Annotated in this window: 24 protein-coding genes and 1 pseudogene; 7 read left to right on the top strand and 18 right to left on the bottom strand. The window is 45.2% G+C overall.

The features are described 5' to 3' along the window. Positions 1-78: 78 nt before the first annotated feature. Entirely contained in the window at positions 79-2,094 is a 2,016-nt protein-coding gene (gene rep / locus V6N89_RS00410; RefSeq protein ID WP_346993258.1) for a DNA helicase Rep, read from the bottom strand. 112 nt (positions 2,095-2,206) lie between these two features. Between rep and ubiK the strand changes: the two genes are divergently transcribed. Beyond that, on the top strand, positions 2,207-2,458 hold the full coding sequence (gene ubiK / locus V6N89_RS00405) for a ubiquinone biosynthesis accessory factor UbiK (protein ID WP_202263084.1): 252 nt from the start codon (positions 2,207-2,209) through the stop codon (positions 2,456-2,458). A 48-nt stretch (positions 2,459-2,506) separates the two neighbouring features. Here the strand turns inward: ubiK and V6N89_RS00400 are convergent, their stop codons facing one another. The 5 genes and pseudogenes from V6N89_RS00400 to V6N89_RS00380 all read right to left on the bottom strand — a co-directional run bounded on the left by V6N89_RS00400 (position 2,507) and on the right by V6N89_RS00380 (position 6,051). After that, positions 2,507-3,484 carry an ABC transporter substrate-binding protein gene (locus V6N89_RS00400; RefSeq protein ID WP_338519662.1) on the bottom strand — a complete coding sequence of 326 codons (978 nt, stop codon included), beginning with the start codon at positions 3,482-3,484 and terminating at the stop codon, positions 2,507-2,509. A 261-nt stretch (positions 3,485-3,745) separates the two neighbouring features. After that, positions 3,746-4,051 (bottom strand): helix-turn-helix domain-containing protein, encoded by a 306-nt coding sequence (locus tag V6N89_RS00395; RefSeq protein WP_338519661.1) that lies wholly within the window; start codon positions 4,049-4,051, stop codon positions 3,746-3,748. A gap of 1 nt (position 4,052) precedes the next feature. Then, on the bottom strand, positions 4,053-4,415 hold the full coding sequence (locus V6N89_RS00390) for a type II toxin-antitoxin system RelE/ParE family toxin (protein ID WP_338519660.1): 363 nt from the start codon (positions 4,413-4,415) through the stop codon (positions 4,053-4,055). 219 nt (positions 4,416-4,634) lie between these two features. Continuing rightward, positions 4,635-5,461, bottom strand: a pseudogene (gene ubiA, locus V6N89_RS00385) (4-hydroxybenzoate octaprenyltransferase). 32 nt (positions 5,462-5,493) lie between these two features. Beyond that, positions 5,494-6,051 carry a chorismate--pyruvate lyase family protein gene (locus V6N89_RS00380; RefSeq protein WP_338519659.1) on the bottom strand — a complete coding sequence of 186 codons (558 nt, stop codon included), beginning with the start codon at positions 6,049-6,051 and terminating at the stop codon, positions 5,494-5,496. A 209-nt stretch (positions 6,052-6,260) separates the two neighbouring features. On the opposite strand from V6N89_RS00380, the gene V6N89_RS00375 reads away from it, so the two are divergent. Then, a complete protein-coding gene (locus tag V6N89_RS00375) occupies positions 6,261-6,677 on the top strand; it encodes a flagellar basal body-associated protein FliL (RefSeq protein ID WP_346993257.1) in 417 nt (138 codons plus the stop codon). A 79-nt stretch (positions 6,678-6,756) separates the two neighbouring features. Here V6N89_RS00375 and glpG read toward each other — a convergent pair whose 3' ends face one another. The 8 genes from glpG to V6N89_RS00335 all read right to left on the bottom strand — a co-directional run bounded on the left by glpG (position 6,757) and on the right by V6N89_RS00335 (position 15,650). Then, a complete protein-coding gene (gene glpG, locus V6N89_RS00370) occupies positions 6,757-7,638 on the bottom strand; it encodes a rhomboid family intramembrane serine protease GlpG (protein WP_338519658.1) in 882 nt (293 codons plus the stop codon). 103 nt (positions 7,639-7,741) lie between these two features. After that, the gene (gene glpE / locus V6N89_RS00365; protein ID WP_338519657.1) at positions 7,742-8,053 is read right to left on the bottom strand and encodes a thiosulfate sulfurtransferase GlpE; all 312 of its coding nucleotides are present in this window, start codon (positions 8,051-8,053) and stop codon (positions 7,742-7,744) included. Then, entirely contained in the window at positions 8,053-9,078 is a 1,026-nt protein-coding gene (gene tdh / locus V6N89_RS00360) for an L-threonine 3-dehydrogenase (protein ID WP_346993256.1), read from the bottom strand. Before tdh ends, glpE begins: the two co-directional genes overlap by 1 nt. Next, the gene (locus tag V6N89_RS00355) at positions 9,075-10,271 is read right to left on the bottom strand and encodes a glycine C-acetyltransferase (RefSeq protein WP_338519654.1); all 1,197 of its coding nucleotides are present in this window, start codon (positions 10,269-10,271) and stop codon (positions 9,075-9,077) included. The genes tdh and V6N89_RS00355 overlap by 4 nt, the downstream gene beginning before the upstream one ends. Positions 10,272-10,435: 164 nt before the next feature. Next, positions 10,436-12,880: a bifunctional diguanylate cyclase/phosphodiesterase gene (locus tag V6N89_RS00350; RefSeq protein WP_346993255.1), complete on the bottom strand. Its 2,445-nt coding sequence runs from the start codon at positions 12,878-12,880 to the stop codon at positions 10,436-10,438. Between the two features lie 9 nt (positions 12,881-12,889). Then, a complete protein-coding gene (locus tag V6N89_RS00345) occupies positions 12,890-14,065 on the bottom strand; it encodes a hypothetical protein (protein ID WP_431189753.1) in 1,176 nt (391 codons plus the stop codon). Then, positions 14,062-14,442 (bottom strand): hypothetical protein, encoded by a 381-nt coding sequence (locus V6N89_RS00340; protein ID WP_338519644.1) that lies wholly within the window; start codon positions 14,440-14,442, stop codon positions 14,062-14,064. The genes V6N89_RS00345 and V6N89_RS00340 overlap by 4 nt, the downstream gene beginning before the upstream one ends. A 182-nt stretch (positions 14,443-14,624) precedes the next feature. Further along, positions 14,625-15,650 (bottom strand): glycosyltransferase family 9 protein, encoded by a 1,026-nt coding sequence (locus tag V6N89_RS00335; RefSeq protein WP_338519642.1) that lies wholly within the window; start codon positions 15,648-15,650, stop codon positions 14,625-14,627. 72 nt (positions 15,651-15,722) lie between these two features. On the opposite strand from V6N89_RS00335, the gene V6N89_RS00330 reads away from it, so the two are divergent. Beyond that, on the top strand, positions 15,723-16,454 hold the full coding sequence (locus V6N89_RS00330; RefSeq protein ID WP_338519641.1) for a 3-deoxy-D-manno-octulosonic acid kinase: 732 nt from the start codon (positions 15,723-15,725) through the stop codon (positions 16,452-16,454). A gap of 77 nt (positions 16,455-16,531) precedes the next feature. Continuing rightward, on the top strand, positions 16,532-17,020 hold the full coding sequence (coaD, locus tag V6N89_RS00325) for a pantetheine-phosphate adenylyltransferase (protein WP_346993254.1): 489 nt from the start codon (positions 16,532-16,534) through the stop codon (positions 17,018-17,020). Positions 17,021-17,022: 2 nt separating this feature from the next. On the opposite strand, the gene mutM is transcribed toward coaD, so the two are convergent. From mutM to rpmB, 4 genes are all read right to left on the bottom strand, one after another. After that, positions 17,023-17,832 carry a bifunctional DNA-formamidopyrimidine glycosylase/DNA-(apurinic or apyrimidinic site) lyase gene (gene mutM / locus V6N89_RS00320; RefSeq protein WP_338519639.1) on the bottom strand — a complete coding sequence of 270 codons (810 nt, stop codon included), beginning with the start codon at positions 17,830-17,832 and terminating at the stop codon, positions 17,023-17,025. Beyond that, positions 17,833-18,297 carry a hypothetical protein gene (locus V6N89_RS00315; RefSeq protein WP_338519637.1) on the bottom strand — a complete coding sequence of 155 codons (465 nt, stop codon included), beginning with the start codon at positions 18,295-18,297 and terminating at the stop codon, positions 17,833-17,835. A 202-nt stretch (positions 18,298-18,499) separates the two neighbouring features. Next, positions 18,500-18,655 carry a 50S ribosomal protein L33 gene (gene rpmG, locus V6N89_RS00310; RefSeq protein ID WP_013786148.1) on the bottom strand — a complete coding sequence of 52 codons (156 nt, stop codon included), beginning with the start codon at positions 18,653-18,655 and terminating at the stop codon, positions 18,500-18,502. An 11-nt stretch (positions 18,656-18,666) separates the two neighbouring features. Beyond that, complete coding sequence (gene rpmB / locus V6N89_RS00305; protein ID WP_012516576.1) at positions 18,667-18,903, bottom strand: 50S ribosomal protein L28; 237 nt, start codon at positions 18,901-18,903, stop codon at positions 18,667-18,669. 359 nt (positions 18,904-19,262) lie between these two features. Here rpmB and V6N89_RS00300 point away from each other — a divergent pair, with 359 nt between their 5' ends. The 3 genes from V6N89_RS00300 (at position 19,263) to V6N89_RS00290 (ending at position 21,769) form a co-directional block, all read left to right on the top strand. Beyond that, positions 19,263-20,363, top strand: a complete 1,101-nt coding sequence (locus tag V6N89_RS00300) for a CDP-glycerol glycerophosphotransferase family protein (RefSeq protein ID WP_346993253.1) — start codon at positions 19,263-19,265, stop codon at positions 20,361-20,363. Continuing rightward, complete coding sequence (locus V6N89_RS00295) at positions 20,351-20,749, top strand: adenylyltransferase/cytidyltransferase family protein (protein ID WP_338519629.1); 399 nt, start codon at positions 20,351-20,353, stop codon at positions 20,747-20,749. Before V6N89_RS00300 ends, V6N89_RS00295 begins: the two co-directional genes overlap by 13 nt. A 147-nt stretch (positions 20,750-20,896) precedes the next feature. Then, entirely contained in the window at positions 20,897-21,769 is an 873-nt protein-coding gene (locus tag V6N89_RS00290) for a CDP-glycerol glycerophosphotransferase family protein (protein ID WP_338519627.1), read from the top strand. Positions 21,770-21,790: the final 21 nt, after the last annotated feature.

Here is a 21,790-nt window from a genome sequence, read left to right as displayed (position 1 = left end):
GCGGCTAACCCAGCCAATCAACCCCATTTAAATAAAGCGGCACAAAGTAAGTAAGCATTCACTCCATTCCAAAATCACTTACTTCTTACCCAAAATATCGCGCAAGTTTGCAATGCCGACCTGTGCTTTTTGCTGGCGCTCTTCTTTGGTGGCCTTTGGCTTTTGGTTTTCCCACTGTACGTCATCAGGCGGCAGTTCAAACAAGAAACGGCTAGGTTCTGGCTGAATGACCTCGCCAAACTGGCGACGCTCTTTGGCAAGGCTAAAGATAAGTTCTCGCTGGGCGCGCGTAATGCCCACATAGGCCAAACGACGCTCTTCTTCTACGTTGTCTTCGTCTATGCTGCTTTGGTGTGGCAGTAAGCCTTCTTCCATACCCACCAAAAATACAATGGGAAACTCCAAGCCTTTAGACGCGTGAAGGGTCATTAGCTGTACTTGGTCCCCTTCCCCATCGTCTTCACCGCGTTCCATCATGTCGCGTAAAATAAGACGGTTTACCACTTCAATAAGGGTCATTGGTTGGTCAAGGTCGTTACCCTCTAGCATGTCGTTTACCCAACCAAACAGGGTACTAACATTGGCCATGGCCATTTCAGCTGCTTTAGGGCTGGCGCTGGTTTCGTACAGCCATTCTTCGTAGCCCATGGTGCGGATCATGCTGCGTACCGCATCTACCGTATTACCGCGCTGTGCGTTGTCTGAAAGCTCAACAACCCATCGCGCAAAACCTGACACCGAATGAAAAGCTTTGTCTGGCAATACGCTATTTAAATTAGGATGTGTCGCCGCTTCAAACATCGACACGCCCAAGCTATTGGCGAAATTACCCAGTTTTTCTAGCGTAGCTCGCCCTATTCCGCGCCCTGGCGTGTTAATAATGCGAAGCAATGCATTATCGTCGTCTTGGTTCACCAACAAGCGCAAGTACGCCATGATGTCTTTAACTTCTGCCCGGCCGAAGAACGACATACCGCCACTTATTTTGTATGGGATGCGGTTACTCATTAACAGCTTTTCAAAAATACGGCTTTGGTGATTACCGCGGTACAAAATGGCGTAGTCTTTAAACTGCGTGCGGTTCATAAATTTGTGCGCCAGCAATTCGGCAACTACACGTTCGCCTTCGTGCTCTTCATTTTTTGCTTCAATAACTTTAAGTGGCTCGCCGTACTGCAGTTCAGAAAACAGGGTTTTGTCGAACAAGTGCGGGTTGTTCTGAATAAGAATGTTGGCGCAATGCAGGATGCGCCCTGAAGAGCGATAGTTTTGCTGAAGCTTTATAACGTTCAAGCGAGGAAAGTCTTGTTGCAGCAAATGCAGGTTTTGCGGTTTTGCGCCACGCCATGAGTAAATAGACTGGTCATCGTCACCTACTACAGTAAAACGCGCGCGCTCGCCTACCAACAGCTTTACTAGCTCGTACTGGCTGGTATTGGTGTCTTGGTATTCGTCCACCAGCAGATAACGTATTTTGTTTTGCCATTTTGCTCGCACGTCTTCGTTGTGCTTAAGCAGTAACGTGGGCAATAAAATAAGGTCATCAAAATCTAGCGCGTTGTATGCTTTTAAGTTGTCTTGATAACGCTTGTAGGCCTCAGCAAACTCGCGCTCATAGGTGCTGCTTGCCGACTTAAGCAATGCGTCAGGCAAAATAAGGTCGTTCTTCCAGTTTGAAATACAGCTTTGTAGTAGCTGCAGCTGGTCTTTATCGCCGTCTATGGTGTCGGTTGTCAGGTCGTTTAGTAATGCTGTTGAATCTTTATCGTCAAATAACGAGAAGCCTGGCTTTAAACCCAAGTCTTTAACGTGGGCTTTAATGATGTTTAACCCCAGGGTGTGAAAGGTAGATACTTTAAGGCCACGGGCTTCGGGTTTGCCTAACGTTTGCGCAACACGTTCTTTCATTTCACGCGCGGCTTTATTGGTAAAGGTTACCGCAGCAATGTAACGTGCTGGCATGTCGCAGTTTCGTACTAAATGGGCAATTTTGTTGGTAATAACGCGGGTTTTACCACTACCTGCACCTGCCAGTACCAGGCACGGGCCTGATACAAAGGTTACTGCAGATTCTTGGGCTTCATTTAGTTTCATTCTAGTCCTACAACAACGTACAAAATGGCGATGGCACACTTTTCATTGCATGTCGTGCCGATACCGATAGAATAGCTTTCATAATTTGAGCTGCGCATTATAAGGGAATTCCATGTTGGATCCGAAGAAACTCGAAGATTTAGCGAAACAAATTGCTGATGCCATTCCACCTGGCGTTAAAAACATGGCTGAAGAAGCCGAAGGCAGAGTAAAGACAGTATTGCAGTCTCAGCTGTCAAAGCTAGACCTAGTTACTCGCGAAGAGTTTGATATTCAAAGCCAAGTACTTATTCGCACCCGCGAAAAGCTAGATGCCATGGAAGCCAGAATGGCAGAACTTGAAGCAAAACTTGCTGAAAAGTAAAAACGTTATAAAGAAAAGCGCCTTTTGAGGCGCTTTTTTAATAATTAGTTAGTCAACCCACTGCACTTTCGTGCGCAGATGCTCTGGTATATTTAGCTGCCACTTTTCCATTTGTGTTTTACTGAAGATAAAGGCCACGTTTTTAGTACTTACAGGTAGCGGCGCGTTTTTCACGCCTTCAAAGTAGTTTGTGGTAAGTTGCCCAGCTTTTACGCCTTGGTCGTAACCTGATAATACTAAGCCTCCCAATGCTTTGTCTGGCCCAATAGCATAGTCATACAAAGCAAAAAGTGGGGTTGTTGCGTTTTGAGACGTCCATTGAATAACGTCATTACCATTTACAGGTTGTTCCGAACTGTCTTTAAGCGCATGATATAAACCTACAAATATGGCGTCGTACCCGCTGTCATCTGCCGACATAACTAGGTTTTTCCAATCTTCGAAATGCTTTACTTCTAGAAAATCTACTTGAACGTTGGCAATTGAAGACCTTATTTCACCGCCTAACATGTATTTGAGGATAGTGTCTGAGGTTGTGCTTTTTTCACTAATAATTAGCACTTTATTGAATGGCGATACCTCTTGTAGCTGGGCAATGGATGCCCTTATTTCAGGCCGCTCAAGCACGCCACCAGAGTTTCTCGAAAGATTTACACCGTAATGCCTTGGGTTGCCATTGATACCCAAAAATACATAGCCTTGATCTAAGGTATTTAGCTTTGGCGCTAACAACTCAAGCGCATTGTCATCTGCAACAATAACGAAGTCTGGCGACACGCTAACTAGTTCAGCCCACGCTTCAGCAGCTCGTTGAGTAAAATCGCTGTCGGCTAGCCTTTTGGTATCCATTTCAAAGTATACCAATTCATGCTCGCTACCTAAGGTGTGCTCTAAGCCTTTGCGGTATTCTTTCACCCAAGGATAGTCTTCGTGATAGCTTTCAATAACAAAAATGGTTTTTGCCGTCGCACTGAATGCGAATACTGCTACAAGTGTTGCAAAGAGGCTTGAGAAAACTTTTTTCAAACTACACCTTCTTTTAAGGCTTTAGTTTACAGACAATTTCCTTGGGCTGGCCGCCACAATCTGTAACAGATTAGAGAAAGTTTAACTATATACGGCATTTTGGCCGACAAGGTTTCAACTCACCTGAAGACCGCTTGTTTACTAGCGCTATTTTTTGTTACCTGTCACAAACTGCATATTTTTGGTAGTTCAAATACTTAGTAGCGTATTACTTGGTGTTTATTGAAACTGTTGAGAAGTAAGTTTGCTATAGGCCTTCTATCATAAAAGGATGGCTAATCCTTTTTGGGCGACTAAGTTAAGCAGTTTGAGAGAAGTCCCCCTTGGTCTTTTTGCGCCTTGCTCCCACTGCTTCACCGTAGAAGGGGTCGTATTCAAATAGGCCGCAAAAACGGCTTGGCTAACACGCTCTTTCTCACGAATTGCTTTTATGCTATTGCCGTTATACTGCTCTACTTTGGGCAAACATAGTGCGTCAAACTCGTGCATAGTTTGGATGTCCATGACGCCAGCATCAGTCAAGTCTCTGGCGGTATTGTGCACCACGTCTAAAATACTGTCTTTCATATCACATCACCTCTTCAATACCGCCAGCCTCAATTGCTCTCCTTAGCTGCACATCGTTGTAACTCAGCAACATTTTAGCTAGCTGCTTCAGCGCTTTAAGTTCTCTGGCATCTACATTTGCGCGAACATTTTTGGTAAAACCATATATAAAGAATACATTTTCGCCAGCTTTGAACGCGAGGATGGTTCTAAAACCACTGCGTTTCCCCTGATTCTGGGCAACGCGTTTTTTAACCACATTGCCGCCAAGGTCTGCATCTACTAAGCCCGCGTTAATCTCTTCGACCGCCATTTTGAGAGAGCGATCATCTATTCCTTGTTTGTTTGCCCACTTCATGAACCATTTTGATTTGAATATGCGCATGAAATCCTTTTCCAGACACAAGTATAACACTAAGTGGCACACCATCCACTCGCAGTTACTTTTAGAATTTGAAAGATGAGATATACAGTCAAAGGACTTGAATTAGTTTACAAGCCTGTGACTATGCTAAGGCAGCTTTCTTTGAGCACCAACAGGACATAGGTACAGTTTTTTAAGGGTTAGCATAAGTTCAACGGGTTTAGACTTGGCTGACCACAGCTACCCCAAATAGAAGTGAAGCGCGGTACCCAAAGTGATCGCAAGGCCAATGTAGTGGTTTTCAAGAAAGGCGCTGAAACAGCCTTCTCGTTGTCTGCGCTTTATCAGTTGATACTGGCGTACGCATAGCAACGCGGAAAATAAGATGGCTACATAATAGGGCCATGTCGCATCTATGGTACATCCTATGCCCCATAAAATAGCTAAGGCCGTAGCTTGCAGAGACATAACAATGCGCACGTCATATTTGCCAAACAATATAGCGGTAGATTTTACACCAATTTGAAGGTCGTCATCGCGGTCTACCATGGCGTACATAGTGTCATAGGCCACTGTCCATAAAAGGTTTGCGACAAATAACCACCATGCGTAGGGAGGCACAGTTTCTAGTACAGCCATAAATGCCATTGGTATGGCCCAACCAAACGCAGCACCTAACACTACCTGAGGTAAGTGGGTATAGCGCTTCATAAATGGATAAGATGAAGCCAATAGCAATGCCACCACTGATAGCGCAATGGTTTGCCAGTTAAGAAATAGCACCAGTACAAATGCTATTGCGACAAGGCCAGAAAATAGTGTCAGCGCTTGCTTTGGCGACACCTCACCAGTGGCTAGTGGACGCGCCGCGGTGCGCTTAACGCTGCCGTCGACTTTTCTGTCAGCATAGTCGTTTATTACACAGCCCGCCGAGCGCATTACAACAACACCTAAGCAACAAAAATAGCTAAGATGTCTAACGAGGGTAGCCCTTGCGCCGCCATTAGTAGTGCCCACAACGTAGGCCACAACAGTAAATAAATGCCGACGGGTTTGTCTAGTCGCATTAAGCGTGCGTAGGCGCCAAGGGTAGCTTTGCTCATACTAATGACTCGTTGGTAAAAACATGTGTGTAGGCGGGCGACTGGGGCAAGAAAACTTCAGCAACTATCATGCTTTGCCCTTCTAGCGTAAAAACAGATCGTCTTCCCCACAGTGTTTGCGCTTGTTGATAGCCTAACTGCGATGCGTGCAGCGTACAAACGTCAAAATTAGAACGGCGGAAGCGCGAATCGTTAAACAGTCGTTTTCCTAAGGGTTCGTTGCCTAAATTTGACAGCTCGGCATCAATAATTGTTTGAGGAATAATAGAACGCGCAAACACCCAAGGTTCATCATTACCGCACAACAAAATTTCACGCACATGATATGGCACGTCGCCATTGCCTGTCAGCAAGGAAAGCTCGTTGTCGTGGGGTTTGCCTACTGCCTGTCCCAGAACTTGAAGCGAAAAGCGATGGCACAGCGACTGCACGCGCTCGGTAAGCGAACCAGTATCAAGCAACCAATTTTTTAAGTAGGCATCATATACGCTGATGTCTTCTGGGCGCTGCCAGTTTACTGCTAAGCCCACTGGAAATGAGGCGTTAAAACTCACGTGAAAAGCTCGTATTATTAATCTGTTAGTATCATACCACGTATATAAACTGTGTCAGCGAGAATGACAGCGAACCGTTGGGTTGTGTAGAAAGCGGAAAAGTTTATCTTTTTTTTACTTTGCTACGACTTTTGCAGTAGTGTGTTTAATTAGAGTTTTGCTACACTACCTGTGATTTAACCTTTTTCTTGGGTCTTTTGGTCTTCACCATGTTTAAGTCTTTATTAGCACGTTGTTTTTTATTAAGCTGTTTTGTTTTTGGTACCAGTGCATCTGCATTAGCACAGGAAAAATCAAGCTATGCTTATTTGGGCCTTGAGCCCGAAATTGTGACTAACTACATTAGCGACAACTCAGCAAAGTTGGGTTACGTTCGCGTGTCCGTTGAGCTTATGATCCACGATGTTGGTCAACTCGAAATTGCCGAGCACCACTTGCCGCTTTTGCGAGCAACGGCTATTGAGATTTTTGGTCAGCAGCCATCGGAAAAAGTAAAGTCGTTAACCGGTCGCGAAGATATTCGCCGCGCAATACTCAAAGCGCTGCAAGATCATATGAAGCAAGAGACTGGCGGCGAAGTAATTAAAAACGTGATTTTTACTAAGTACCTCTACCAGGGCGCTTAACGCTAAGGCACTTAAAACCTGTGCACTTGAATTAATGAAGTGCGTTTAGGCGTGTTATTTGTTTTGTAAAAAGCGAGCATTAGCTCGCTTTTTTTGACCCTAAACTTAGTAGTGCCGCCAATAAGCACCCTGATATCAACCCCGCAGTATGCGCGGCATTAGCCATGTTTACCCACAGAATATCGGCATAACCCAGCACTAGCCACACTAACATAAAGCCGACGATCGAATTAGGCAGTGACAGCCCCCAACTTGGGCGCAACCAGCCTAACCACCAAACAAAGCCAAGCACGGCGTACACCACACCAGACAAGCCGCCAAACAAGAACATGTTGTTGCTCATGGGGTCACTAAATAGCGCTTGTGCTCCGTTAGACACCACGGCAGACACCACAAAAACAATAAGCAACATACTTAGGCCAAACGTGCGTTCTATTTTTGCGCCCAACATGGCCCACCACAGCAAGTTAAACACAATGTGTAGTATCGAAAAATGAATAAACGCGGGGCCCAGCAAACGCCACCATTGTTGGTTTTCAGCAAGTACAGAAAAAGGCTGCATTAATAGATATTCGGCAATAGGCGCAAATAACCCCAGTAGCGACAGTATGTACACGACTGCACACAGCACAAATATAGTCGAAGTAAATGGTGCATATTTGGCGTCATTTAAAATAGTCGCCAATGAAAAGCCGCTAGATGTGCGCGCTAACTTAACATTTTTACCGTTGTCCCACGCTGCCTGCTGATATTTTGGGTCTGTCGGGTTTTTCAAAAAACCTTCAGCAATAACTTGGGCCCGTTCAGTTTGCTCAGCGTTGGCAATCACAACCACAAACTGGTTGTTGTCGGTTGCTGCGCTATGCTGAACCACACTAGCGGGGATCTGCTGGCTTGATAGGTAATTAGCAAGGAGATGTGCAGCACTTTGCTGACTAAAAGCGATTAACGGTTGACCCATGTATACGTGAAGCCCCTAAACGGTGGTCGATTGCACTGAATATACCTTAAGGATTGTGCCCAAAACAAAAAAATAAAGGTGCTTAGTGCACCTTTATTTGTTCTTATTCACTGACTACGGGGTTGGCCAATCGCCAAGCTTCAAAGCCACCATCCATACTGTAAACCGTCTCAAAGCCTTGTTGTGCGATAACTTGAGCGGCTTGCTGACTGCTCACGCCGTGATAGCAAACCACTACAACAGGTGTCGTTTTTGGGGTTTGTTCAATGAACGTAGCGAAATTATCGTTGTTCAATGGTGCCGCGTTTGGCATATGCCCATTAGCAAAAGACTGCGGGTCGCGTATATCAACAATGGCGACGTCACCTTGAAAGTCTGCCACGTCTTGTACGCTTATGTGTGAAAATGTTGTCATTACTGCCAGTCCAAAATAACTTTACCAGATTGTCCTGAGCCCATGGTATCAAACCCTTTCTGAAAGTCATCAATAGAAAAGGTGTGCGTAATAATGGGCGACAGGTCTAAACCGCTTTGAAGTAGACTTGCCATTTTGTACCAGGTTTCAAACATTTCGCGACCGTAGATGCCTTTTATCACCAAGCCCTTAAAGATGACCTGATTCCAGTCAATTGCCACGTCTTGTGGAGGAATGCCCAACATGGCAACTTTACCACCGTGATTCATCTTATTTAGCATGTCGCGCAGTGCCACTGGCATACCAGACATTTCTAAACCTACGTCAAAACCCTCGGTCATACCAAGATCATTCATTACGTCTTTAAGGTCTTCTTTACTTACATCTACGGCGCGCGTTGCACCCATTTTCTTGGCAAGTTCAAGACGATAAGGATTAATGTCGGTTACAACAACGTGGCGTGCGCCCACGTGTTTAGCAACAGCAGCTGCCATAATACCAATGGGGCCAGCGCCAGTAATAAGCACGTCTTCGCCAACTAAATCAAAGCTCAATGCGGTATGTACCGCGTTGCCAAACGGGTCAAAAATAGACGCCAAGTCATCGCTAATGTTGTCTGGAATTTTAAACGCGTTAAAAGCTGGAATAACTAAGTATTCAGCAAACGCACCAGGGCGATTTACGCCCACGCCCTCTGTATTACGGCAAAGATGACGACGTCCAGCACGGCAGTTACGACAATGTCCGCAGGTAATATGCCCTTCACCCGATACGCGGTCGCCAACGCTAAAGCCACGCACTTCTTCGCCCATTCCAACTACTTCGCCCACATACTCGTGGCCAACTACCATAGGAACAGGAATGGTATTTTGTGACCACTCGTCCCAGTTGTAGATATGCATATCGGTACCGCAAATAGCAGTTTTGCGAATTTTGATAAGCAGGTCATTGTGCCCTACTTCAGGCTTTGGCGTATCTTGAAGCCAAATGCCTTTTTCTGCTTTGGCTTTTACCAGCGACTTCATGAAATTACTCCCATTTCACGACCCACTTCGATAAACGCGTCAATGGCTTTGTCGACGTGCTCTAGCGAGTGCCCTGCTGACATTTGCGTACGAATGCGCGCTTGCCCTTTTGGTACTACAGGGTATGAGAAACCAATTACATAAATGCCTTTTTCAAGTAGTTTGTCGGCCATTTCGCTCGCTAGACGTGCATCGCCCAACATAACAGGGATGATAGCGTGATCTTTACCCGCTAACGTGAAGCCTGCTTCTTCCATACGGGTGCGGAAATGGTTAGCGTTGCGCCAAAGCTGCTCGCGAAGCGCATCGCCTTCTTTCATCATTTCAAACACTTTGATAGAGGCAGACACAATAGGTGGCGCAACCGAGTTTGAGAACAAATAAGGGCGCGAACGCTGACGAAGCCATTCAACCACTTCTTTTTTGCCAGACGTGTAACCACCAGACGCACCACCTAAGGCTTTGCCCAATGTACCGGTAATAATGTCAACACGGCCCATCACGCCACAATACTCGTGACTACCTCGGCCGTTTTCGCCCAAAAAGCCCGTTGCATGACAGTCATCAACCATCACCATAGCGTCGTACTTGTCGGCTAGGTCGCAAATAGAAGCAAGGTCGGCAATAACGCCGTCCATTGAGAATACGCCGTCTGTTGCAATAATCTTAAAGCGTGCGCCGTCAGCATTAGCTTGCTGAAGCTGCTCTTCTAACGCCGCCATATCGTTGTTGGCATAACGGTAGCGCTTTGCCTTACACAAGCGCACACCATCAATAATACTGGCATGGTTTAATGCGTCAGAAATAATGGCATCTTCGGGGCCTAGTAGCGTTTCAAACAAACCGCCGTTTGCGTCGAAGCACGATGGGTAAAGAATGGTGTCTTCGGTACCAAGAAAGTCGCTAATAGAACTTTCCAGCTGTTTGTGAATGTCTTGCGTACCGCAAATAAAACGCACCGACGCTACGCCAAAGCCATGACTGTCCAGTCCCTGTTTGGCCGCATCAATTAAGCTGTCGTTATTTGCTAATCCAAGATAGTTATTCGCACAAAAGTTTATTACGTGCTCGCCGTTAGCTACGCCAATATCAGCTTGCTGCTGAGACGTAATTACGCGCTCTTTTTTGTACAAACCATCTTGTTTGGTGGCTTCGATTTGCGATTGCAAATGAGAAATAAATGCCGCAGACATGCCATTCTCCGAGTGTAGGTGTATGTAAAACCGCTAGTGTAATGAAAGAGACCTGTTGGGTACACACTATTGCGCTGTATTTAACGCCTTTAACGACAGGCTTTGTAAATTTTTTGGCACACCGCGCTCACTAGGGTTGACGCACTTTCCCTTTAAAGCTCGCGCTATGCTGACTCTTTCCACATTCCCAGCGACACTTTACTTTCTAACACTGCCCAAATTTTGTCTTCAGGAATAGGTCGGCTAATTAAGAAACCTTGACCAATATGGCAATTGAAATGACATAAAATCTCGAACTGTTCGCTAGTTTCAATCCCTTCTGCAACCACCTGCATACCCATGTTGTTCACCATGGAAATAGTAGAGTGCACGATGTTTCTATCGTCTGCACTGTTGGCAATGTTAGCCACAAACGAGCGATCGATTTTTATAAAGTCAGCGGGCAGCGCCTTTAAGTAACTTAGCGACGAATAGCCTGTACCAAAGTCATCTATGGCAATCATACAACCCATGTCGCGAATAGTGCGCATAATGCCGGTAGCCCGGTCGATATCAGAAACTAATACGGTCTCGGTAAGCTCTAGGCACACTTGTTCAGGAGAAATGTCATGCTTTAGAATTTGCTGTTGTAAAAACTCTGGCAGACTGGGGTCGAGGAATTGACCTGCAGACAGGTTTATAGCCATTTTAACGTCGTCGTAGCCACTATTTTTAAGCTCTCGAATTAGGTAGGTAGAGCGGGCCACTACCCAGTAGTCGAGCTCTAACATAAATGACGTATTTTCTAGCAAGGGGATAAAGTCAGCCGGAGAAATATCACCTTTAGTGGGATGTTTCCAACGCAGCAATGCTTCAAAACCGACTAGCTTACCGGTATGCATTTCGACTTGCGGCTGCAGGGCAAGTGAAAATTGGTTATCGCGCAGCGCTTCCCTTGCTTCAGACTCAAGCTCTACCTTTTGCATCACTTTAAGGTTCATGGTGGCATCGTACACCCGATAACCTGCCCCTTTTTTGGCCTTCGCTTCGTACATGGCAATATCGGCATGTCGCAGCAACTCTACCGGCGTAGCTCGCGCATGGCTAGTAATGGCAATACCAATACTAATAGAGACATAAAACGCGGTGCCATCTACCACAATGGGCTTGTTGAATTCATCGATAAGCTTTTGCGCAACAATGTCTACCTGCGCCTTACCGTCGATATTCGACAGTAATACAACAAATTCATCACCACCAAAACGCGATGCAATATCAGATTCCCTTATCGGGCCGGAAATCCGCATGGCGGCGGCTTTAAGCAACTTGTCACCCACATCGTGCCCATGGCTGTCGTTTACTTTCTTGAAATCATCAAGATCCATAAACATTAGCGCAACAAGCCGTTCATCACGCAGTGAACCTGCAAGCTGCTTTTCTATTTGAAACGTAAGCATGTTGCGATTTGGCAGTCCAGTGAGTACGTCAAACATGGCCATTTTTTCTAGCTTGGCGGTGTTTACTGCCATTTGCCCATCAAAACTCTCCAGCTGCCTGGCTAAGTTGTTGGCTGCATCTTCTACCACATCCAACTCATCAGTTAGGTTAAAGATGGTTTTTTTGCGGCGTTTCGCAGCAGACGTGTAGAACTCGTTAAACTTGTGTTCGGCAAGCATGGGCAAGCGTTCGCTTACGCCTAAAAGGCGCGTGCGGTATTGATTGAGGAATAAGTACAGCAGCATCGAGAATACGACAAATAAACCAATAGCACTGGAGATAACGATATATTGATACTGCTTGTATTGCGCCATAGACGCACTTACATCTTGCACAATAAATAAGTATGGGTGATCACCATTTGCGTGACTAAAAGGTAATAGGCTAACCAGTAGCTGTTGATTATTGAGCGCAACGTTTTTGCCTCTAATCACAAGCTCATCTACTGTCCAACCTTTCGGTAAAGCGGCAAATACGTCCTGTACATATTGTTTATTTGCCACTGAAAGCTGGCTAGAGACCACAAGCTCAGTGCCGCCCGGTGCATTATTGCTTTCTTGCACAATCGCGACTTTTTGAACGTCTGTCGCTCGGCTAAACAGGTACAACAGCTCACGCATTGAAGTAGACACCACAATAACAGGGATAACTTCAGTGTTGGCCATCAAAGGAATAGAAATGTAATGGGTACACACTTTCGTGCATGACAGTATTGAGCGACTTTCAAAAGAGTTTCGGGTGGCACTCACCAACTGCGTGACTTCGTCTTCAACGGCAAGACCTGGTTGATTGACCACGCCGTTTTGGTCAAACAATAGCAACTGTTCAACCTGAAAATTAAGGATCAGATACTCTGTTAGGTTATTTAGCGATGATTGAAGCTCTTCAAGGTCAACCGTTTGCGCGCCGCTTCGGCGGCTAACAATGTCAATTAAGGTGATCATTCGGTTGTGAAGAATTTCTTCAAACAACTGCACGCGCCGTTGGTGGCTCACCTGATTTTCACGCTGCTGAAGCAACACTCTTGCCTCAGACTCTTTGATGAGCACGGCAGAAATTACCACGGCAACCGTTAGCATCATCGCCAGCAAAATAACGATAGTTTTTGTGGTAAATGAGACTTTTACCGTCATCGTTCTACCCTAGAACCAATGCATCAGTTGCAATGACCACATTTCCCATTCTTTTTCAGCATGAGAAGCCACATCTCGGCTTAATAGGCTTACTACGCGGTTAGCGCCATCTACCCAATGATACTCGCCCTGCAGGCGCCATTTAGGTGCAATATCGTAGCGGAAACCTACGGTTATTGTGTCTTGATAGCCAAAGTAAGCAGGCACTACACCACCTGTGCTAGCCTCTAGTCGCTCACCGTTGCGATCAGACACATCGTTTACGTAGGTATCGTAGCCAATTAGGCCACTTAACTGATTATTGAATAAGTAGCGAACCTGGACAAAACCGCCTTCGCCACGTCGTCTGTCTTCAAAATCTTGGGCAAACAACCCTTCGCTATCTTGTATTTCGCGGATCAGCTCCGACGAAATTTCCCAGCTTTCAGCAAAATACTGCGCCGATAACATCATTCTGCGAATGGTAGCCACACCTACCAAGCGATTATCAATATCAGCAGGTGTATAGCTAAAATCTGACTCGAGTAAGCTAACGCCCACCTTCCAAGCTAGATTTGACGGCTGCCAAAACACGCTAGCCTGATGTACAAAATCTTGTTTAATGTTGCCTTTCGCGTCATCACCTAAAAGGAAATCACGCTGAGAATCGTTGATAGCTGAGCGGCCGTAGCTCCAATTGACTTCCCAAATATTGTGCTGGCCGTAGCGAGAAAAACTGGCCAACACACCATTACTGCCAAGTGCTACATCGCGAAACCCGTCAAAATAAACCGATTGAGGTAGCACTGAAGTGTAGCGCGTTTGAGGAACATCTCGCGTAACAGAGTAAAGCCAATGGCGGTTCTTGAAACGCCCAGCATGAATATGGGCTTGCCACCCGCTGATGAGCTTTGGAATTTTCCAATCGACAAAAAGGTAATCAAGCCGCGTGCCTTGCTCAAAACGATTACCGCCGTCGAGGTAGTTTATTTGGCCAGCGATGGAGAGATTTTCTGACAACTGATAGTAACCGTTTAAACCTACTTCGGTTAATTCACCAGTAATCTCATTGTTGTCTGTAATAAAGCTGCTGTCTTTGGACTGGGTTACACCCTGAGAGACGTAACCGTGCCAAGAAAAGCTGGTGTGGTCTGCTTTTGCCGCAACGCTGGCAAAACACAACGCGAATAACCATTTCATTTTCATGATTCACTCACCTCTACGCGTCGTAACTTCACTATATCTGATTTCTCCAAATAGCCGATAGCGCCTTTGGTACTTTCAAGGGCTTCGATAAGAGCTTGGTATGAGGAAACACGCACCGGCGTTACACCTTGACCTGAGTACGTGATCTGATCCCAAAGGCGGGATAATTGATAAGGAAACATTTGCAAGACATCGCGACAGAACTGTTTATGCAGTTCATTATCGTCGTTAAGTACAAACACGGTAATTTTTGTGCCGTCTGTCCAATACTGCTGATGCCCAGTGAAGATTTGGCGCAGTTCAGAGCGATTCAGCTCTGACACAGTGACGCTTTCGTTCACCATAACGTCAAGCTCTGCGGCGTCGACTTTTGACATGCATAAAAGCACCACAACACTACAAAGTAGTGTGCGTGATAAACTTTTCACGTCAAACACAGCCGATAGCCATCGCAAAGCGGGCTTTTTCATTTGGAAACGACTCCCTGTTATTTCAAAGGAACACTTGGCAAGGCTAAGTGTAGATAGTAGTTGATACTTTTACCTTACAATTAAGTAAATTAAGCTACAAATGGCGCTAGCTTCTGCTTCACCATATCAACCGAAATTTTTTCCATTAGCTGACTACCTTTTGCGCGCGTTCCCCAGGGTAACGCGGTCCATGGTTTTCCTTTTTGCGCCTCGACACACTCGTCATAAACAGACACAACATGTGCCAAGCTGTTGTAAGGTCCGGTCCGTCGGGGGTTTGAGTGCGCATACAGTCCAATAACAGGTGTTCCCACTGTGGTTGCCATGTGGGCGGGGCCTGTATCAGGTGCTATTACAAGATGCGCATGTTTCAATAACATAAGTAATTGATGCAGCGTAGTTTGCCCGGTGAAATCAAGCACCTCTGTTGTAACGTTCGTTTTGATAGCATCAGCCGTTTTTCTGTCTAAGGCTCCGGGGCCGCCGCACAATATCACAGTCAATCCTAGGGACTGGATATGATCTGCGATACTTGCGTATCGTTGTGGCAACCAATTACGTTCTTCTTTACTGGCCGCTGGCGAAATAACGACATATTTGCCCAAGCTGCTTGCTTGGTCTTCGCCCCATTTACGGTCTTCGTCTGACACCGGAATAGACCATGAAGGCTCAGAAACAGCGGGCACACCCAAGGCGTCTGCAAAATCCATAAAGCCATCTAACACATGTGCATGTTTGGTGGCAGCTACTCGCTTGTTAGCAAATAAGTAGTGAAGCTCTTTGCTACGAGACCAGTCAAAACCTATTCGCTGCTTTGCTTTTATCACTCTAGATGCCATGTTGGCGCGAAGTGCCACCTGCATCATAAGTAAAGCGTCAAACGTTTCATTAGCGACCGCTTGCTTAAGCTGCTCTACTGCCGCTTTTCCCTGAGACTTGTCGAAGATAATAAACCGTATATTGGGCATAAGCTTTAGCAGTTGATACTCTACTTTGCCTATTACCCAGGTAATTTGTGCATCAGGCCACTGGGTTTGAATTCGATTTACCATAGCGGCCGCATGACAAACATCTCCAATGGCCGACAAACGCATTAAACAAATCTTTTTTCCCACAGAAGCTCTCTCGTTGCTGAAAAACCAAAATAAATCATTAGAATGTGAAATTTACCATAAGTTGTGGGCAACATGGCGACAATACGACGAGACCTCGGTGCTGGGCACCATTTTATTTTCGACGACACCCTCATCCGTGACCCCAACGAAGATACGTTTACGCCGCATTTCTGGCACCTAGAGAATAAGGTAACAGGTAAAGCGAAGGGGCGTGGTACTACCATTTTCATTGAGCATGATCATCAGCATTGGGTGCTACGTCATTACATGCGCGGCGGCTTAGTGGGTAAAGTGCTTAGCGACCAATATTTGTTTGGTGGTGTTGAGCGCTCTAGACCATTTGAAGAGTTTCGTTTGCTTGAGCACATGCGTAAAAAAGGCCTCCGTGTGCCCGTGCCTGTTGCGGCACGAATTCATCGTATTGGTTTAATTTATCGCGGTGATCTCATTACCCAAACCATTCCAAATAGTGTCGATTTACACAAAGCCTTGTGTGAAAACCCGCTTAGTACACAAGACTGGCAAAATGTAGGAAAAGCCCTTGCCGCCATGCATAACTGCCAGGTTTATCATCACGACGCCAACGTACGTAATATCATGATGGATAACGAAAGACATATTTGGCTTATTGACTTCGACCGCTGCAAAATACGCACTGGCAACGCGTGGAAAAAACAAAACTTAGATCGGCTTTTACGCTCATTGCACAAAGAAAAAAACAAGAACCCGGTTTTTCATTGGCAAGTAGAGCAATGGCAGAGCTGTATTGACGGTTACAACGCGGTAAGTAACGCCACGGTGTAATTGGTATATTCTGTCAATGTGTTACATTTAAGACCCGTTGACATTGACCCTATCTTACAAAGAAAAGACGCAATCTTATGCATACAAGAGCACTTTACCCAGGTACATTCGACCCCATTACCAACGGACATGCTGATTTAATTGAGCGTGCGTCTCAACTGTTTTCACATGTTATTGTTGCTATAGCGTCAAACCCAAGCAAGAAGCCCCTTTTCACGTTAGAAGAACGTGTAGAAATGATTAAGAAAGTGACGGCCAATTTGCCCAACGTGGAAGTGGTTGGCTTTACTGGCTTGTTAGCTGATTTTGCTGACCAGCAAAAAGCCACTATTTTAATTCGCGGTTTGCGAGCTGTATCAGATTTTGAGTATGAGTTTCAGCTCGCCAACATGAATCGCCGACTCAACCCAAAACTAGAAAGCGTATTTCTAACTCCGGCAGAAGAGAATTCATTTATCTCTTCTACATTGGTGAAAGAGGTTGCCTTACACCGCGGCGCGGTAAGTGGTTTTTGCCACCCTGTAGTTGAACAAGCGCTTAAGGAGCGCTTACATAAAAGCGGATAGTATTAGCGCTGGCAGTGAGTACAGAAAAACGTATTTCGCTGCCCTATCACTTTGCTCTCGATGGCTTTACCGCACACTTCACACGCTTCACCTTTACGACCGTATACATTTAAATGTTGTGCAAAATAACCCGGTTTGCCGTCAGTTTGTGCGAAGTCTTTAAGCGTTGTTCCGCCTTGCTCAATGGCTTTTGCCAATACTTGCTTTATGGTTTGTGTTAGGCGTTTGTATCGCTCTGCGCTTATCTTTCCTGCCGGGCGGCGTGGGTCAATACCAGCTAAAAATAGCGCTTCGTTGGCGTATATGTTGCCAACGCCAACAACAATGGCATTGTCCATAATGAAGTTCTTCACTGGCCCTTTTCTGTTGCGCGACAACGTAAACAAACGCTTATCATCAAAGTCGTCTGTAAGTGGCTCTGGGCCTAAATTGCCTAGCATACTTAGCGATGCGCCGGGTGCTTGCCATAGTAATGCACCAAAGCGTCTAGGGTCGTTAAACCGAAGGCATTTTCCAGTATCTAGCACAATATCTACGTGATCGTGTTTGATGACCGAGGTTTGAGCATCGATAACCCGTAATTTACCTGACATGCCAAGGTGCAAAATCAAGGTCCCGACGTCTGTTTCGATTAATAGATATTTCGCCCGACGCTTAACTGCTGTCACCACATGACCTTCTACCAATGACACTTCTTCTGGAATAGGCCAGCGCATTCTTCGCTCGCGAATTACCATGCGATTAATGCGGTTTCCAATTAAATAAGGAGAGACACCTAAACGGCTAACTTCAACTTCTGGTAATTCAGGCATTTAATGTTTCCAAGGGAGTAAACTATCAAGCTCGGCGTTGGTCAGGGTATACCAGTTGCCATCGTACTTTACAACGGTTGGACTGGTACTGGGATAAAACCCATACACTAAACCGTTGGCTTGGCCTGCCACCCATACAACTACGACCAATGGCTGCATAGATGACACGGTTTGTGGAACGCCCGATATCGGCTCTAGTATGGCTTTCTGCCATGCTGAAAACTGGCGATCTGGGGGCACAGATAATGCCGCATCAGTAGTACGCTGACGCCAGACCTGTCCACTGCGTTCTAGACTATTTTCATCGTGTTCTATTTTTAACACGTACACGTCTTGAGGAAGCAAACTTTGATATTGTGCAATATCTTGTTTTGGCAAAAAGCTATCTATATTGAAAAGCGCAATCATAAGCAGCATGGCAACAATAACCACGTTGTTCATTGCTCTTTGAGAAATTCGTGCCACCAGCGTGTATCCTTTGGGAATGTGGGTCGTTGTTCACAGGCTATAGTAATGTCTAGTACGACGAGATTCTACGCCTAGTTTAGGATCGCTGTTGCCGTCATGATCGCCCAACCGTTGCGACTACCAAAAACCTATCGGCAAAACGCAAAAAACCCGGCAAGGGCCGGGTTTTCGTGGAGACAAAAGCAAGTGCTCTTTCTAATTACTTGATTTTTGCCTCTTTGAACATAACGTGCTTACGCACAACAGGATCAAACTTTTTGATCTCCATTTTGCCAGGCATGTTACGCTTGTTCTTATCAGTAGTGTAGAAGAAACCTGTACCTGCTGAAGAAACTAGTTTAATTTTATCACGCATTGTCGGCTTCCTTAGATTTTCTCACCACGGGCACGGATGTCAGTTAGTACTGAATCAATACCTTTCTTATCGATGATACGCATGCCTTTAGCAGACAAACGTAGTTTTACAAAACGGCTTTCGCTCTCAACCCAAAAACGGTGTGTTTGAAGGTTTGGTAAAAAGCGACGACGAGTCGCATTTCGTGCGTGTGAACGGTTATTACCAACCGTTGGACGCTTACCTGTTACTTGGCATACTCTTGACATTGTATTTGTCTCCAGAACAACGATAACTGTCGCGTCAGTCAATCCCAATCGCTCAAACAGTCGCTGGGTCAAATGACGTATTACTATAAATTAGAGGGCGCATTTTATACAGCAAAGGCAGGATCATTTCAATAAGAAACTACAAAAAGGTTACTTTTTATCTTTTTTTGCGCTCACTTTTTAGCCAAAACGCCTTTTCAGCCCAAAATAACAACTTTTTGCACTTAGCCATCGCCCGTGCGAGCAAACTTTGTTACATTTTTATTTCAGCGCGATATACTAGCTTGCGTTGATCGATACTAATAATAAGCGTCAGTTTGTAACGTCACATGCGTTGCATGCATTTTGGGAGTCGCAATATGGCATCAATTGTCCTTTTTGATGTGCAACATCTCTATTACTTACCCCAGTACCTTCCTGTTGCCAAGGTGCTTAAAAGCCAAGACGTCGAAGTAAGGTTCATATTACACAAAGAAGCCGGATACGACGAGATAAAAGCGCAAAAGCTTGACGAGGAACAGTTTGATTACTGTTTTATTTCTGGCAAATCCTACGCCTTTGAATTTTATAAGCAGCAAGAAGTAGATTGGATTATATTTGGAAACGTGCCACCGTTTCCTAGTAAAGATAAAGCGTTGCTACACGCAAAGTTAGCCTTAATGCAGCACGGAATCGGACCTAAATCATGCTATTACAAGGTGTCAGAATACCCTTTCGATGTTCGTTTTGTTGAGGGCGAGAGCAGATTAGCAAGGCTAACTAAACTTTTTCCGCAACGCACTTTCGTCAACATAAGCTACGCTAAATTAGACCCCCTTTATGACGGCAGTCCAGCCGTAGTGTCATTAGAGGATCTGGGGCTGGATCCCGCAAAGCCGACAGTGCTTTATGCCCCCACCTTTTTCCCAAGCAGCATAGAGCGCTTCGACGATAACTGGCCAAGCGCACTATCAGATTTTAATATTATTCTTAAACCCCACTTTTTCAGCATGACCAAAGAGAAATACGCAGCCCAAAAATCAAAACTAAAAAGGTGGTCTTCATATGACAACGTATATCTCACACAAAAAAGCGAATTTTGCTTAGTGTCGTTTATGAAAATTGCTGATGTAATGCTGTCTGATGCGTCTTCTGCTATATTCGAGTTCGCAGCCATTAATAAACCCGTTGTATGGTGCGATTTTACTAAGAAGAAATGGAATTACACAGGCCTGTTCAAGTTTAGAATGAATAAGCGTCTCGATTCCGATATAGCTATTTTTCATGATATTGCGCACCACGCTTCAAACCCGGTTAACGCAAATAAACTGCTACGGGAAAGCGTTAATGCTCCCCATGCAAAAAGTTCTGAACGCCTCTCAATTACCCGTTTTATGGTAGGAGAAATGGACGGAAAGTGCAGTTCACGAATTGCTCACTATCTCACGACAAATAATCAGGTGTTACCTTGCGAAGAATAATCACTTTCGGCACATTTGATGTGCTCCATGTCGGGCATATCCGCATTCTTAAGCGTGCCAAAGCCTACGGCGACCACTTAACCGTTGGTCTGTCTTCTGATGAACTCAACTTCAGTAAAAAAGGGCGTAATCCTATTTACCCTTACAGCAGCAGAGAAGAGTTACTGTCTTCGTTGCGCTTCGTTGATGAGGTGTTCATGGAAGAGTCGCTTGAGAAAAAGCGTGAGTACATTACTCAGCACAACGCTGATGCATTGGTTATGGGTAATGATTGGGAAGGTAAATTTGATGAGTTCAAAGACATTTGTGACGTTATCTATCTACCAAGAACGCCGTCTATCTCTACCACAGAAATTATTGAAATTATTCGAGACGTCCATTCATGAGATTTTTGCTTTATTTATCTCAAAACTATTCGTTTGAAATAATGCGACCTCTTCAGCAAGAGATGCGCAACGCTTAGTCATGACGTCAAATGGTTTGTCGAAGGGCGTGACGTTAACACATCGCTTTTTCAAGAAGATGAAGAAGTATTGCCGACAATTGAACAAGCCATACAATTTAATCCTGATGCCTCTTTTGTGCCTGGTAACCTGGTTCCATCATTTTTACCTGGTTTAAAGGTACAGTTGTTCCACGGGTTTGAGTGGAAAAAGAAAGGTCATTTTCGAATTAGAGGCTGCTTTGATTTGTATTGCACTCAAGGCCCTTTCTTCACTAAGAAGTTTGAAGAGCTAAGAGCGCAACATCCTCACTTTACCGTGAAAGAAACAGGATGGACCAAGTTAGATAACTTGTTTAAGGCAAACCACGCGGATGCCTCGACTAACAAAAAGCCGATTATCCTTTACGCGCCAACGTTTTCTCCAAGCCTAACCTCTACTGACGCATTGTTTGAACAAATTGTGGCGCTAAGTAAAAAGCATGACTGGCAGTGGAAGGTGAAGTTTCACCCTAAGATGGACAGCGCCACAGTTGAGAAGTACCAAGCCGCTCAACATGACAAACTCGAAGTGGTTGCATCATCCAGCATTCTTCCTTTGCTGCAAGAAAGTAACGTGATGATTTCTGATACCTCGTCAGCTATCACAGAGTTTTTGTTGATGGGCAAACCCGTAGTCACATTTAATAATGCACAGCCAGAGCCCGTACTTATTAATATCGATAATGCTGACGCACTAGAATCTAGCCTTGAAAAAGCACTCGCCATGGATGTTGAGCTAGAACACGCCATCAATGTGTATAGCAGTGATATGCACCCATACACAGACGGAGAATCAGCAAAGCGCGTTTTAGCGGCGACGATTGATGAGATTGAGCACTTTCCAAGACCTGAGAACTGCCCGAAACCGAAAAATTGGTTTCGAAACTTGAAACTGCGCAAGCGGATGGGATATTGGCGGTAAGTGAACAATAAAAAAGGGAGC

This window comes from Alteromonas gracilis (assembly GCF_036870955.2).
In the GTDB taxonomy this organism is placed as follows: Bacteria; Pseudomonadota; Gammaproteobacteria; order Enterobacterales; family Alteromonadaceae; genus Alteromonas; species Alteromonas gracilis_A.
The sequence above is the reverse complement of the archived record's forward strand: the minus strand, read 5'-3'. Positions and strand labels throughout refer to the sequence as shown.

Excerpts from the sequence above, each read along its gene's own strand:
- rep (WP_346993258.1), bottom strand. The coding sequence starts at position 2,094 with ATGAAACTAAATGAAGCCCAAGAATCTGCAGTAACCTTTGTATCAGGC.
- ubiK (WP_202263084.1), top strand. The coding sequence starts at position 2,207 with ATGTTGGATCCGAAGAAACTCGAAGATTTAGCGAAACAAATTGCTGAT.
- V6N89_RS00395 (WP_338519661.1), bottom strand. The coding sequence starts at position 4,051 with ATGAAAGACAGTATTTTAGACGTGGTGCACAATACCGCCAGAGACTTG.
- V6N89_RS00390 (WP_338519660.1), bottom strand. The coding sequence starts at position 4,415 with ATGCGCATATTCAAATCAAAATGGTTCATGAAGTGGGCAAACAAACAA.
- V6N89_RS00375 (WP_346993257.1), top strand. The coding sequence starts at position 6,261 with ATGTTTAAGTCTTTATTAGCACGTTGTTTTTTATTAAGCTGTTTTGTT.
- glpG (WP_338519658.1), bottom strand. The coding sequence starts at position 7,638 with ATGGGTCAACCGTTAATCGCTTTTAGTCAGCAAAGTGCTGCACATCTC.
- glpE (WP_338519657.1), bottom strand. The coding sequence starts at position 8,053 with ATGACAACATTTTCACACATAAGCGTACAAGACGTGGCAGACTTTCAA.
- tdh (WP_346993256.1), bottom strand. The coding sequence starts at position 9,078 with ATGAAGTCGCTGGTAAAAGCCAAAGCAGAAAAAGGCATTTGGCTTCAA.
- V6N89_RS00355 (WP_338519654.1), bottom strand. The coding sequence starts at position 10,271 with ATGTCTGCGGCATTTATTTCTCATTTGCAATCGCAAATCGAAGCCACC.
- V6N89_RS00350 (WP_346993255.1), bottom strand. The coding sequence starts at position 12,880 with ATGACGGTAAAAGTCTCATTTACCACAAAAACTATCGTTATTTTGCTG.
- V6N89_RS00345 (WP_431189753.1), bottom strand. The coding sequence starts at position 14,065 with ATGAAAATGAAATGGTTATTCGCGTTGTGTTTTGCCAGCGTTGCGGCA.
- V6N89_RS00340 (WP_338519644.1), bottom strand. The coding sequence starts at position 14,442 with ATGTCAAAAGTCGACGCCGCAGAGCTTGACGTTATGGTGAACGAAAGC.
- V6N89_RS00330 (WP_338519641.1), top strand. The coding sequence starts at position 15,723 with ATGGCGACAATACGACGAGACCTCGGTGCTGGGCACCATTTTATTTTC.
- coaD (WP_346993254.1), top strand. The coding sequence starts at position 16,532 with ATGCATACAAGAGCACTTTACCCAGGTACATTCGACCCCATTACCAAC.
- mutM (WP_338519639.1), bottom strand. The coding sequence starts at position 17,832 with ATGCCTGAATTACCAGAAGTTGAAGTTAGCCGTTTAGGTGTCTCTCCT.
- rpmG (WP_013786148.1), bottom strand. The coding sequence starts at position 18,655 with ATGCGTGATAAAATTAAACTAGTTTCTTCAGCAGGTACAGGTTTCTTC.
- rpmB (WP_012516576.1), bottom strand. The coding sequence starts at position 18,903 with ATGTCAAGAGTATGCCAAGTAACAGGTAAGCGTCCAACGGTTGGTAAT.
- V6N89_RS00300 (WP_346993253.1), top strand. The coding sequence starts at position 19,263 with ATGGCATCAATTGTCCTTTTTGATGTGCAACATCTCTATTACTTACCC.